General features: G+C 56.2%; 9 protein-coding genes. 3 read left to right on the top strand and 6 right to left on the bottom strand.

Translation table 11 applies throughout. The features are described from left to right. Entirely contained in the window at positions 1-1482 is a 1482-nt protein-coding gene (locus VW41_09150; GenBank protein ID AJZ89192.1) for a cysteine desulfurase, read from the bottom strand. Positions 1483-1490: 8 nt separating this feature from the next. After that, positions 1491-1859 carry an iron-sulfur cluster assembly scaffold protein gene (gene sufA / locus VW41_09145; GenBank protein ID AJZ89191.1) on the bottom strand — a complete coding sequence of 123 codons (369 nt, stop codon included), beginning with the start codon at positions 1857-1859 and terminating at the stop codon, positions 1491-1493. A 385-nt stretch (positions 1860-2244) separates the two neighbouring features. On the opposite strand from sufA, the gene VW41_09140 reads away from it, so the two are divergent. After that, entirely contained in the window at positions 2245-3885 is a 1641-nt protein-coding gene (locus VW41_09140; protein ID AJZ89190.1) for an ABC transporter, read from the top strand. 54 nt (positions 3886-3939) lie between these two features. Here VW41_09140 and VW41_09135 read toward each other — a convergent pair whose 3' ends face one another. The 3 genes from VW41_09135 to VW41_09125 all read right to left on the bottom strand — a co-directional run bounded on the left by VW41_09135 (position 3940) and on the right by VW41_09125 (position 8383). Next, complete coding sequence (locus tag VW41_09135) at positions 3940-4764, bottom strand: CAAX protease (protein AJZ89189.1); 825 nt, start codon at positions 4762-4764, stop codon at positions 3940-3942. Positions 4765-4919: 155 nt separating this feature from the next. Next, positions 4920-5330, bottom strand: coding sequence for a thioesterase (locus tag VW41_09130; protein ID AJZ89188.1), 411 nt, complete (start codon positions 5328-5330; stop codon positions 4920-4922). Continuing rightward, a complete protein-coding gene (locus VW41_09125) occupies positions 5327-8383 on the bottom strand; it encodes a membrane protein (GenBank protein ID AJZ89187.1) in 3057 nt (1018 codons plus the stop codon). The genes VW41_09130 and VW41_09125 overlap by 4 nt, the downstream gene beginning before the upstream one ends. Before the next feature lie 203 nt (positions 8384-8586). Here VW41_09125 and VW41_09120 point away from each other — a divergent pair, with 203 nt between their 5' ends. Then, positions 8587-9705 carry a hypothetical protein gene (locus VW41_09120; protein ID AJZ89186.1) on the top strand — a complete coding sequence of 373 codons (1119 nt, stop codon included), beginning with the start codon at positions 8587-8589 and terminating at the stop codon, positions 9703-9705. An 891-nt stretch (positions 9706-10596) separates the two neighbouring features. Here VW41_09120 and VW41_09115 read toward each other — a convergent pair. Continuing rightward, complete coding sequence (locus VW41_09115; protein AJZ91911.1) at positions 10597-11484, bottom strand: esterase; 888 nt, start codon at positions 11482-11484, stop codon at positions 10597-10599. Positions 11485-11701: 217 nt separating this feature from the next. Here VW41_09115 and VW41_09110 point away from each other — a divergent pair, with 217 nt between their 5' ends. Then, positions 11702-13240: an enterochelin esterase gene (locus tag VW41_09110; protein ID AJZ89185.1), complete on the top strand. Its 1539-nt coding sequence runs from the start codon at positions 11702-11704 to the stop codon at positions 13238-13240. Positions 13241-13266: the final 26 nt, after the last annotated feature.

The raw sequence follows: 13266 nt of genomic DNA, 5'->3' as shown, positions 1-13266 counted from the left end.
TTAACCGACGCTGTGTTCGAGGCTGATGGCTAATAATTTTTGTGCTTCCACCGCGAATTCGAGCGGTAACTCTGAGAACACGTCTTTGCAGAACCCGTTGACGATCATCGAGATGGCGTCGTCTTCGCTGATGCCACGCTGCAGGCAGTAGAACAGCTGGTCTTCACCAATACGTGACGTGGTAGCTTCGTGCTCGAGCTGTGCCGTATTGTTGCGACACTCCACGTACGGGAAGGTGTGCGCCCCGCTGTCCGGCCCGATCAACATCGAGTCGCACTGGGTGAAGTTACGGGCGTTGGTTGCGGTCGGCATGATTTTCACCAGACCACGATAGCTGTTCTGGCTATGACCGGCGGAGATCCCTTTCGAAATGATCGTCGATTTGGTGTTCTTGCCGATGTGGATCATTTTGGTGCCGGTGTCCGCCTGCTGATGGCCGGAGGTCAACGCCACGGAGAAGAACTCGCCGATGGAGTTATCGCCACGCAGGATCACGCTTGGGTATTTCCAGGTGATGGCGGAGCCGGTTTCCGACTGCGTCCAGGACATCTTGCTGTTCTCACCTTCGCACAGGGCGCGTTTGGTGACGAAGTTCAGGATGCCGCCGGTGTTGTTATCCCCCGGGAACCAGTTTTGCACCGTGGAGTACTTCACTTCCGCATCGCGGTGGATAATGACCTCCACCACCGCGGCGTGCAGCTGATAGCTGTCGCGTACCGGCGCGGAGCAGCCTTCGATGTAGCTCACGTAGCTGCCTTCATCCGCCACTAAAATAGTGCGTTCGAACTGGCCTGTTTTTTCCGCGTTGATGCGAAAATAGGTGGACAGTTCCATCGGGCAACGTACGCCTTTCGGGATGTAGATAAAGGTGCCGTCGGAGGCAACCGCGGCGTTAAGCGCGGCAAAGAAGTTGTCGTTGGACGGCACGACGGTACCCAGATATTTTTTGACCAGCTCCGGGTAATCGTGAATCGCCTCGCCGAAGGAACAGAAGATAATACCCTGCTCGGAGAGTTTTTCACGGTAAGTGGTTGCCACAGAAACGGAGTCAAAAATAGCATCAACCGCCACTTCGCTACCTTCCCGCACCGGCACACCCAGTTGCTGAAACGCGTCTTCGACTTCGTTAGTCAGAAAGGCGTTAGGGGGCTGCTGCACCGCGCCGGGCTGTGAGGCACAGGTGTCGTCGCAGCTCCCGCATGAAGGCGCGGAATAATAGCTGTAATCCTGATAATTCAGTTTGTCGTAATTCGCTTTTAGCCAGTGAGGCTCTTCCATTTTTAACCAGGCATGGAAGGCGTTGAGACGAAACTCCAGCATCCATTCGGGTTCGTTACGACGGGCAGAAATCGCCCGAACCACCTCTTCATTTATGCCCTTCGCCAGTTGCTCAGTTTGCAGCTCAGTGAAGAAGCCCTCTTTATAATTGAGGTTGCCGGTCCAGGTTTTGACATCGTCAGTTGCTTCAGTATTACGAGACATAGTACCGCCTATACCCCAAAGCTTTCGCCACAGCCGCACTCGTGCTGCGCTTTCGGGTTATTAAATTTAAAGATCTGATTCAGGCCTTCACGCACGTAGTCCACTTCCGTGCCGTCGATAAAAGGCATGGCGGAGAGCGGCACCCACAGGCGCGCGCCGTCGAACTCATAGACCAGATCGTCCGGCTTCGGCTCGGTTACCGTGTCCAGCACGTAGCCAAAGCCCGCGCAGCCCGTCTGTTTGATGCTCAGGCGAATCCCCCTGAACTCGGGTTGTTTTGCGGCCAGGTCGCGAATATGCGCGCTGGCGGCCGGGGTCAGGGTCAGCCCTTGCCAGGCAAAATCATTGGGATCAAAGGAACCGGTTTGCACATCCATTCTTCACCTCATTATTCTCTGCGCCCGAAGGCCGATACCCTTATGTTAATGATAACAATTATCAATACAACGTTATGAAAACAGGGGTATTCGCGAAACGCTGGTTTTTTGGGCGTCTTTACTAAGGATAGACCGTCATGAAACTCTTGCAGATGGCGAAAAGAGCTGTTTAAGCCACTGGTGCAAAAGGAAATATCAAAGATGAAAAACGCCTGAGCCGGGCAAGGGAAAAGATGTATAGAAAATATCTATTTATGTGATTGGAAGCGCACTGAATGCGAAATTCACGCCGCTTAGTACCAGTAATTTTCAGACAATCGGCGGCGTAATTCCCTCTTCTGATTTATCAACTATCCTCCTGATAAAGAAAAGGGAGCTTAGCCTGATGCTGAAAATGATTATGGTCACCGCCCGCGATCGCGCGAGGCTGCAGGAAATTACCGGCGTTTTTCTCCGCTATGGATTGCAGGACATTGTGCGTTTGCTGGGCCTGTCCTCGCTGCATAACAAAATACGCGGCGGCAGCCAACATGATGCGTTACCGATGCCGCAACGCCTGTGTGCGGCGCTTGAAGAACTGGGCCCGACGTTCGTTAAGCTGGGGCAAATCCTCTCCACCCGCAGCGACCTGCTTGAACCCGCATGGACAGAAGCGCTTAGTCAGTTAAATTCAGGCGCCAGCCCGCTGCCCTGGTCACAGCTTGAACCGTGGGTAGTTGCGGCGCTCGGGGCTGCGCCAGCTGAGGTTTTCGCTGTGTTTGATGAAACCCCGCTCGCCAGCGGTTCGATAGCGCAAATTCACCGGGCCAAACTGAAAAACGGTGACGAGGTTATCGTCAAAATTCAGCGTCCCGCTATTGAGGCGACGATCAAGGCCGACCTGCGGTTGCTGCGTTATCTTGCGGAAAGCCTGGCCCAGCAGAGTGCGGCGCTCGCTCGCTTTCAGCCGGTGATGCTGGTGCGTTACCTTGAAAATGCGCTGAATCAGGAGCTGGATTTTTGCCATGAAGCGGCCAACGGGGAAAAGATTTATCAATTCTTCGCCGGCGCCGACGATGTCGTCATCCCGAAGATTTATTGGGACTGGTGTCACCCCACGCTAATGGTGCAGGCTTTTTTGCCCGGCGTTTCGCCGGTTGACGGCGCACAGCTTGCCGCCGCCGGGTTTGACGGCCCGCTGCTCGCACGTAAAGGTGCGACGGCGTTCATCAATATGCTTTTTGAACTGCGGACTTATCACGCGGATCCCCATCCCGGCAACGTCATGGCGCTGGCTGGCAACCGGGTCGGCTTTATTGATTTCGGCATGGTTGGAAGCCTGAGCCAGGAGCGGCGCGATGAGCTGTTATCGCTGATTTATGCCATCAGCGAACGTGACGCCAGCGGCATTGTCGATGCCCTTATCACATGGAGCGGCCAGGATGCGTTGGATCTTACTGAACTGGAGCTGGCGGCCAGCTATTTCCTGCAAAAACAGGGTAACCTCCCGCTGCAGCTGGGCAAAGCGCTGACCGACATGCTTTCCACCGCCCGAGAATTCCGCCTGGCGCTACCGCCCGATTTAGTGCTGTTATTTAAGGCGCTGATTACCGCGGACGGCGTATTGCTGAGAATGGATCCGCAGTTCGACATCATCCATATTCTTCGTCCGGTGATTAAAAAGGAGATGTTAAAACGCTATACCCGCCTCGGGAGCCGTAGACGCCTGCTAAAACTTGGCAACCGGCTTCTGGAAGGTGGCGATGTACTTCCACAGACTCTGCGCCTGGTGATGCAAAGGCTGCGCCACGGCAAATTGCACGCGGACATCAACGTGGAGAATATTAACCAGCTAGGAAAGTCGCTTGAACGTGCGGCCTCCACGCTGGCGCTGGCGATTGTTTTGGCCGCCCTGACTAGCGTGGTCACGCCGTGGCTGTTCGGGCTGAACTGGACGCTATTTGGCGTCCCATTTTTTCCCGTGCTCGGCCTGCTGTGCGCCGTCGCGGGAAGCACCTGGCTGGTTATCAGGTTATTGAGGCGATAAGGATGCAGTGCTAATGCGGCACCGGAAAGTTATCCCGATGCCGCATCGGCCACGTCAATGTACCGTGTGCTGCAGCACAGGATAGGTAAACAGCAATAAATGAGTGATATTCAACCCGACGTGAAACGCCACGGCAACCCACAGCCGCCCGCTCCACATCCACGCCAGGCCATAAATAAGCCCCGCCAGCGCGGCAAAAATAATCAGCAGCGGGCCACCGGCAAAATGAAGTCCGCCGAATATCGCGGCTGCAATAATCAGTGCCATGACCGGGGGCATAAAGCCGGATAAACGCTGCTGGAGATAGCCCCGGAATAGCGCTTCTTCCGCCAGAGAAACAAAGAAAATATTAGCGAACAGGAATGGCAACAGCCACTGCGGGAGATGCGGTTCAATCTTTAAGCCACCCAGCGCCACCGCCAGCAGCAATAATCCAGGAATCAAAGCAACCAGCAGGATCCACCCGGGTTTTGCGGGCTGATATTTCGGCTCGCTGACAAACAGCGATTTCATTACTACCAGCAGAATAAAGGGCACCAGCGCTTTGTCGAAGTTGTAATACATCGAGAAAGGCGCACTTTGCGGCCCGGCGCTAACCGCGTCCAGCACCTTTGGATTATGGAAACCGGGTATAACATGGATGGTCATCCCCACGGCAGCAGCCACCAGCAAAAACTCAAGCGCGTATCTGACCGGCTTGCTGTTGTCTGCTTTCAGATAAGCCAGCGCAAGAAGAGTAATTGCCGCGAGCGAAACCAGCGCCCGCCAGTCGAGTACGCCCTCAACGTCGCCCCACGCCACCGTCGCCAATAATAAACCGAGAGAAATCTTTTTATTAAATTGCAAAACCAATAAGGCCGCAGCCAGTAATATCCACATAGTTTGTCCTTAAGCTTATAAACATCCTGCGGCGGGCTTTGTAGCAAAATTAGTTGCGGATATATAGTTTTTTAAGAAAATTATAACGAGAAGAAACTAACGGCGGCGCTCCCACGTCCCTGCCGGCTGAACGTGGGGGTATTTTAGCCGTTGATTTACACCACCGCCGTGGTCAGGCGGGAAGTGCAGCACAGGTGGTCTTGCTGATCGTAGATATCAATTTGCCACACCTGATGACGACGCCCGGCGTGAACCGCACGGCAAACGCCGCGCACAATACCTTCTCGCGCCGAACGGATGTGGTTGGCATTCACCTCCAGACCAACCACCTTCTGGTCGCCTTCGGTGCACAGATAGCCTGCCACTGAACCCAGCGTTTCCGCCAGCACCACCGACGCGCCGCCGTGCAGCAGGCCAAACGGCTGCCGGGTGCGCTCATCCACTGGCATGGTGGCCTCAATTTCGTTGTCATCAAAACGCGTAAATTCAATACCTACATGGCCAACCATATTGTTCGCACCCATTTTATTGAGCGCGGCAAGCGTGGCTTCACGTCGCCAAATCATCCGATAATCTCCAGAAGAGCCTGTAATGGATGCCGCACGCCGTTGCCCTCAACGCGCTTGACCTGGCTGCGGCAGGAGTAGCCGGTTGCCAGACAGCGGTTGCGCGGCAGGCGCTGCATCGCCTGATGCCAGGAGAGTTCATAGATGCCCAATGAATTGGCGAGATTCTTCACCTCGTGACCGTAAGTACCAGCCATGCCGCAACAGCCAACGCTCACGTTCTCGAGTTTCGCGCCAAAACGAGCAAAAATACCGGCCCACTGATTCGGTGCCGCCGGCAACGCCGCCACTTCGGTACAGTGGCCAAAGAGGTACCATGCTTCTCCCCCGGCGCCCTGTACTTCCCGTTCTTTCAGCACAGTCTGGAGCCATTCGTGCACCAGCTGGACCTGAAAATCACCGCGTTCTTCGCCTAATGTCTGTTTATATTCATCGCGGTAGCACAGGACCAGCGCCGGATCGACGCCGACCATCGGCATACCCAGTTTCGCAATGCGATTCAGGAACTCAGACGTTTTGCTCGCCGTACGCGCAAAACGCTGCAGGAAGCCTTTAATATGCTGGGCTTTACCGTTCGGCGAGAACGGAAGCACCACAGGTTCAAAGCCTAGCTTATCTGCAAGCTTAATAAAATCTGCCACCACCTGAGCATCGTAATAGCTGGTGAACGGGTCCTGCACCACCAGCACCGTTTTGGCTCTCTGTTCATCTGAATAACGCTCCAGCTGTTCCAGCGTGACGTTGGCAGAGCGGTGCCCGACCAGTTGCTGCTGCAGCGTCGGGGTGGACAGCATAGGCAAGTCGACCATGCCGATATGCCTGCGGGACAAACTCTGTACCCAGGGCTGGCTCATAAAGAAGTTAAAGGTTTTCGGCGCGCGCGCCATCAGCGGCGCATAGCTCTCCACCGAGGCCACAACGTGATCGCGCAGGGGACGCAGATAGCGCGTGTGATAAAGCTGCAGAAAGCGAGAGCGGAACTCCGGCACGTCGATTTTAATCGGGCACTGGGTGGAACAGGCTTTACAGGCCAGGCAGCCGGACATCGCCTCTTTCACTTCATGGGAAAAATCGTACTCGCCCTTGCTGGCGTGCCAGGAATTGCGGGTGCGCTCGATAAGGCCCCGCAGGCTGGCGCGCTGTTCCGGCAGCTGTTTCTCAAGCTGAAGCGGGTCAACGCCGCGTTCTGCAAGAAGGCGTAGCCATTCGCGGGTCAGCGTGGCCCGTCCTTTCGGAGAGTGGATGCGGTTGCTGGAGATCTTCATCGACGGGCACATCGGGCTTTTCACGTCGAAGTTAAAACACAGGCCATTGCCGTTGCACTCCATCGCGCCGCGCCAGGAAGTACGCACCGCAATCGGGATCTGCCGGTCAAACGTCCCGCGTTTTACGGCATCCACCTGCATCATCGGGTCGTCCACGCCCAGCGGCGGACAGATTTTTCCGGGGTTCAGCCGGTTAGCCGGGTCAAACGCGGCCTTAATGCGGCGCAGCTCTTCATACAGCGTTTCACCGAAGAAGGCCGGGCTATACTCGGCGCGGAACCCTTTGCCGTGCTCGCCCCATAGCAGGCCGCCGTATTTTGCCGTCAGCGCCACCACGTCGTCGGAGATGCTTTTCATCAGCATTTCTTGCTGTGGGTCGCACATATCCAGCGCGGGGCGGACGTGCAATACGCCCGCATCAACGTGACCAAACATCCCGTAACTCAGGTTGTGGCTGTCCAGCAGGGCGCGGAATTCAACGATGTAGTCCGCCAGATGCTGCGGAGGCACGCAGGTATCTTCGGCAAACGGAATGGGTTTAGCCTGCCCTTTGGCGTTGCCCAGCAGGCCAACGGCTTTTTTACGCATGCCGTAGATTTTTTCGATACCGGCCAGCTCATCACAGACCTGCCAGCCAATCACCCCGCCCTCGCCGGCGGCCATCAAAGCATCAAGGCGAGCACATAGTTCGGTCACCTGGCCATCGATAAGGGCCTGGTCATCCCCGGCAAACTCAACGATGTTCAGCCCCAGCATCTCTTTGTCCGGCACGTCGGTGATCAATTCGCTGACCGAGTGCCAGACGATATCTTCCCGCGCCAGGTTAAGCACTTTGGAGTCGACGGTTTCCACCGACAGCGCCCGAGCATCCACCATAAAGGGCGCGTTACGCAGGGCGGAATCGAAGGAGTCATACTTGACGTTCACCAGGCGGCGCACCTTCGGCAAACGGGTGATATCCAGCTTCGCCTCGGTGATAAACGCCAGCGTCCCCTCGGAGCCGGTAAGAATGCGGGTTAAATCGAACTTGCTCAGATCGTCATTAAAAACGTGGCGAAGATCATACCCCGTGAGGAAGCGGTTCAGTTTGGGGAATTTATCGATAATCAGCTCACGCTGCTCGCGGCAGCGTTCAAGCACGGTGCGGTAGATTTTCCCGCTCGATGTCTCCTCGCGGCCCAGCTCTTCGGCAAGCCCGGTTGCCATCTGGTGCGTGTCCAGAATTTCACCGTCCATCAGTACGGCGCGCACGCCCAGCACATGATCCGAGGTTTTACCGTACACCAGCGACCCCTGCCCGGAGGCGTCAGTGTTGATCATCCCTCCCAGCGTGGCGCGGTTACTGGTCGATAGTTCCGGGGCAAAGAAGTAGCCGTGCGGCTTCAGGAACTGGTTGAGCTGATCTTTAATAACGCCTGCTTCTACCCGCACCCAACCTTGCTCCGGGTTGATTTCGATAATGCGATTCATGTAGCGGGACATGTCCACCACGATGCCACCGTTCAGCGACTGACCGTTGGTGCCGGTGCCGCCGCCGCGCGGAGTAAACACCAGGGATTTAAAGCGCTCTTCGGACGCCACTCGGGTAATTAGCGTAACGTCGGCGGTTGAACGCGGGAAAAGCACCGCATCCGGCAGCAGTTGGTAAATACTGTTGTCGGTCGCCATGGTCAGGCGGTCTGCGTAGCTGGTGGCGGTATCGCCGGTAAAGCCCTGTTGCTCCAGTGATGCTAAATAGCTGAGCACCAGCTGAACGACGCCAGGTGCCTGAGAAATTTGTGGGATCATTGACGGGTCGACCCTGTGTTGCTTAGTAAGAGTTATCGTTTGCGTGTCTGTTTTGTTTTTATCATATTCCGTCGCGATTTGCGGCTGTTATTTCAGATAACGCGAAGCGAAATGCGCCTGTCAAAAATCGAGGAAATACATCATCATTAAATTATCGCCATGCGAATTTAGCGCTGGCGCTTTTTATTGAGGTGATTACTCCTATGATCAAAGTCAGTCAGCCAAAGGATCTACTGCAGATCCTGCTGTCCGTGCTGTTTATTTCGGTGATGATTCTCGCCTGTCTGTGGATAGTGCGCCCGTTTGTTTTAGGCTTCGCCTGGGCCGGGACAATCGTCATTGCAACCTGGCCGCTGCTCATCAAATTGCAAAAGCTGCTGTGGGGCAAACGTTCTCTTGCTGTGCTGGTGATGACGCTGCTCCTGCTGATGCTGTTTGTGATCCCTATCGCCATGCTGGTTAACAGCCTGGTGGACAACAGCGGCCCGGTGATCAACTGGGCGACCAAAGGGCATATGGCATTGCCTACCTTCGAGTGGTTGCACAGTATTCCGCTTATTGGCGATAAACTTTACAGCGGCTGGAACACGCTGGTGAGCAGCGGCGGCAGCGCGATTATGGAAAAGGTCCGACCCTATATCGGCACCACCACCAGTTGGTTCCTTGGTCAGGCCGTTCACATTGGTACTCTGCTGGTGCATCTTGGCCTGATGCTGCTGTTCAGCGTGCTGCTTTATGCTAAAGGCGAAACCTTGGGTAACGGCATTCGCCACTTCGCCTTTCGCTTAGCAGACAAGCGTGGTGATGCCGCCGTGCTGCTGGCCGGCCAGGCCATTCGCGCTGTTGCTCTGGGCGTTGTTGTCACCGCCCTCGCTCAGGGCGTGCTGGGCGGTATTGGCCTGGCGGTGTCCGGTATTCCTTACGCCGCGCTGCTCACGGTGCTGATGGTGCTTAGCTGCCTGATTCAGCTTGGTCCGCTGGTAATTCTGGTGCCCGCCATTATCTGGCTGTACTGGAGCGGCGATACCACCTGGGGGACTGTACTGCTGGTGTGGAGCTGTGTCGTTGGCACCATGGATAACGTGATTCGCCCGGTACTCATTCGCATGGGCGCAGACTTGCCGATGATCCTGATCCTTTCCGGCGTTATCGGCGGGCTGATTGCCTTCGGGATGATTGGCCTGTTTATCGGCCCCGTGCTGCTGGCGGTTTCTTACCGCCTGATTTCGGTCTGGATGCACGAGGCGCCAGCCCCTCAGGACGATCCGCAAGAGGTAGTCGAACTGCTTGAGGAGCAGGAGACGCTGAATGTGAAGAAATAAGGCCGCGGGAGGGTTGGTGGTGTTTATATTCACACAAACTCTCTGTGCCACTACCGGAAACAGTGAACGTGTCAGGGGGCATTACGCCATGCCCCCCAACACACCCGGCGAGCTCATCGCCGCTGAAGCGGGAAACCCACCGGCTATCCCCTAAATATTGGGGGCGATGAGAACCTGACAAAATACTTCCCCTCACCCCGGCCCTCTCCCCAAAGAGGCGAAGGGGAACACACGCCACGAGAGTTTTTTATTCCCTCTTCCTCCGGGGGAGGGTTAGGGTGAGGGAAAGCCGCGACGCTGGGGTTGAAGTTGGTCCCGGGTTTAAAGCGAGACCCTGTTCCGGCTTAAACCGCCCCGCTTTCTCTCCGGCTAACCAGGGCCCGGACCTCGGGAACGCAACTCAGCCTACCCACGACCGGGAGATAAACCGGAGGTCTGCCCCTTCAGCGGTCGTTTTTTTGGCCGGGAGTCAAGGTTCTTAGGGGAGTGACGGTGATTCTCCTGAAACGTTCACCGGGACGGGAGCTGCATATGCTGCATATGAAGCGGTACCTGGGGTGAACGGGGCCTGATCCGGCTAGCGTAATGTGACCGGGCAAACGCATGCGCCTAAAACAGTGACTTAACGCAAATGATTAATAACTCTAATCAATAACGCGCTTTTCCCTCGCTATTCCAGCCATTGAAGTCCCTGTTCCGGGCTATGCTGTCCCAAGTTATTTACCTTTTGTTAACGATTGAGACGAATCTGAGTGACGCCACTTAGCGAGATGCCTACTATTTAACTCACGGTTATGAATCAACACGTTGATTTATAAACATCGAAATCCCCTGAGTGAAACAACGAATTGCTGTGTGTAGTCTTTGCCCATCTTGATGATGGGCTTTTTTTTATTCTGATTTCGCAAAGTGATTGATAAGCGCACCATGCAGAACCAGCGGGGCAACGCTCAGGTGGCTTTGCCCTTCTACCAGCGTAAAATCGACTCGGCGCGGGGCTCTGGCTATCAGGGCATTAGCCATTTCACGATTGCCGTCAACCATTGCCCTCTGCCCGCGATGCTTTAACAGCGTGGCGCGTTTCTCTGCCGGCAACCTGACCTCTTGCGGCTGCAGCGACTGCTCATATCCCCCGACCGAAATCGAGAGCTGACTTTGCACCTCGTCAGGCTGCCAGTTTTGCGCCATTCGCAACAGATAGCGGTCATTCCACCAGACCGAAGGGCTTGAGGCGTAATAATGCTGGAAAGCACCAGGGGAGGTCATAAACAGCCAGGCGGTGAACAGGCCGCCATAGGAATGGCCAAACAGCGCCTGCCGCTGTGGATTTATTTTCCAGTGCTGTGCCACCCAGGGCCTGAGTTCGGCATCAATAAACCGCCAGAACTTCTGCGCCTCGCCGGATGCGCCGGGCGGGTAAGTGCCCCCCGCCGGATTAGACTCCAGCGCTACTTTATCCACCGCAGGGCGATAATCCCGCTCCCGGCGGCTATTGCCCGGGTAGTCGATAGCCACCACCACGCCCGGCGTTAACGGGCAACGCTCACAGGTCAAACGCTGCATCAGCGACACCGCGTCGGGGAAGACGGACTCGCCATCCAGAAGATAAATCACCGGCCAGCCTTCTGCCGGGGCTTCACCTTCTGGCCAGGAAACCATAATTTTATATTCACCGTTTTCCGGCGAATGCAGGCTGTGCACCAGCGTATTCGCAAGTGTGTAGGGCTTATCCTGAACCACTGCGGCCCCCGACGGGGCAGCGAGTGCGATAAGCGCCATAAGCAGATAGCGCAAAAGTTCTCCTTAACAGCGATAGCTGACGGTTACCAACGGGGTACGTCCCATGTCGGAGAGGCAGATCCCCCCTCTCCTGTTACGTTTTGTAGTAAGCTCCACGAACCGCAATATTATTGCAAATCAATCTCATTTACATTAGCGTGTAAACACTTTTTTATCAGCAATGATGGCCTCGATGAGAGCCGCGTGGAGCGCATAAATGTTGGGGCTATGTTCAGCGTCGGCAATGGCCGCGACCTGTACTTTTACCGGCAGTCTGGGTGAGCAGGATGGGAAGTTCGACGCCAGCGGCGAAATCTGTTTCGGGCTTCCGGCGCTGGGGGAAAACTACGCCAACGTCCGGTTGAGCGGCGTGACAGACGCCAGCCTGGTGGACAGCCAAGGCAGGCTCTGGCGTTCGCTGGTGGAAAACGGGCCGGTGGACGGTAAACATAATCCACTTTTTGCCCTCCCCATCGGCCAGCCCTCCACGTTAGTGCTTCGCGGTGAACCCGGCAGGCGCTGGCAGTTCCGCTGGCAAATTCGTGAAACCGTCCCACTAAAACGGAACGACGAGCAATCCCCGGAAAGCCCGGCGCTGCTGGCGCTTGAGCAGGCCTTAATTTATGGCGCCAGCACCGAGGCCTTTTGGCAGGAGAGGCGCGAACAGGGAACGCCGCTGATCGAACCTATTGATGCCAGCCGCAAGCGCGTGACGTTCCTGTGGCGTGGCGCACAGGGCAATGTATTTGTGCTCGGTTCACCCGCTGGCGACCATGACCCGATGTTCCGCCTCGGGCAGTCCGATGTCTGGTACCGCAGCTATGTGGTGCCGGCTGATACGCTTATGCAGTACAAACTTGCTCCCGACGTTCCCCTTGTGGAAGGCACCGCGCGCGATCAGCGCCGGGCAATTCTGGTGTCGGCCCAGACCGACCCGCTCAACCCGCAATTCAGCCCCGCCGGGAAGGGCGACCGTTGGAATCGCTTCTCACTTTTAGACCTCTCCACCCACCGCTATTTTACCCCCGAGGCAACCACCGAGCCGATTCGGCAGGGCTCTCTGGTCCGCTATCAGCTAGAAAGCCAGAAGCTGGCAAACCGTCGGGAAGTGACCGTCTACCGTCCACGCGGGACGCAGCCTGCCCGCTGGACGTTAATGTTGTTCGATGGCCGTGTGTATCAGGACCGTTATCACCTCGCCAATGTGCTGAATGGCCTGATAGCCCGCCATGCTCTGCCGCCGGTTAACGCCGTATTTATCGACAGCCTCGACGATGAGCGACGCGAAAAAGAGCTGCCGCCCAATCCCGATCTCGCTGATTTTATGGCTGAAGAGCTGGTGCCCTGGCTGCGCCGTCAGGGCATAACCACCCCGGCACAAAAAACCATCCTGGCGGGCTCAAGCTACGGCGGGTTAGCCTCAGCCTGGGTAGCCCTCCGTCATCCTGAAACGTTTGGCAACGTACTGAGTTTATCCGGCTCCTGGTGGTGGGCGCCCGAAGGTGAAGCGCCAGGCTGGTTAACCCGGCAGTTTGGGGCCTCCCCGCGCCTGCCGGTGCGTTTCTGGCTACAGGCAGGACGCTTTGAAAACAAAGGCGCTGACGGCGGCATTTACCGTAATACGCAACAGCTTGAGGCCGTGCTGCGTGAAAAGGGCTATGAGGTGAGCTTTAACCCCTGGTCGAGCGGGCATGATTACGCCGCCTGGTGCGAGGCTATTATTATCGGTGTGAAGGCACTGATTAAGCGGGGATAAGTTCGCCCGGTGGCCTGCCCCGGACA

The sequence above is a fragment of the Klebsiella michiganensis genome (genome assembly GCA_000963575.1).
Taxonomy (GTDB): domain Bacteria; phylum Pseudomonadota; class Gammaproteobacteria; order Enterobacterales; family Enterobacteriaceae; genus Cedecea; species Cedecea michiganensis_A.
This window is presented reverse-complemented; position numbering and strand designations above follow the sequence as displayed.

Excerpts from the sequence above, each read along its gene's own strand:
- sufA (AJZ89191.1), bottom strand. The coding sequence starts at position 1,859 with ATGGATGTGCAAACCGGTTCCTTTGATCCCAATGATTTTGCCTGGCAA.
- VW41_09135 (AJZ89189.1), bottom strand. The coding sequence starts at position 4,764 with ATGTGGATATTACTGGCTGCGGCCTTATTGGTTTTGCAATTTAATAAA.
- VW41_09120 (AJZ89186.1), top strand. The coding sequence starts at position 8,587 with ATGATCAAAGTCAGTCAGCCAAAGGATCTACTGCAGATCCTGCTGTCC.
- VW41_09140 (AJZ89190.1), top strand. The coding sequence starts at position 2,245 with ATGCTGAAAATGATTATGGTCACCGCCCGCGATCGCGCGAGGCTGCAG.
- VW41_09150 (AJZ89192.1), bottom strand. The coding sequence starts at position 1,482 with ATGTCTCGTAATACTGAAGCAACTGACGATGTCAAAACCTGGACCGGC.
- VW41_09130 (AJZ89188.1), bottom strand. The coding sequence starts at position 5,330 with ATGATTTGGCGACGTGAAGCCACGCTTGCCGCGCTCAATAAAATGGGT.
- VW41_09110 (AJZ89185.1), top strand. The coding sequence starts at position 11,702 with ATGTTGGGGCTATGTTCAGCGTCGGCAATGGCCGCGACCTGTACTTTT.
- VW41_09125 (AJZ89187.1), bottom strand. The coding sequence starts at position 8,383 with ATGATCCCACAAATTTCTCAGGCACCTGGCGTCGTTCAGCTGGTGCTC.
- VW41_09115 (AJZ91911.1), bottom strand. The coding sequence starts at position 11,484 with ATGGCGCTTATCGCACTCGCTGCCCCGTCGGGGGCCGCAGTGGTTCAG.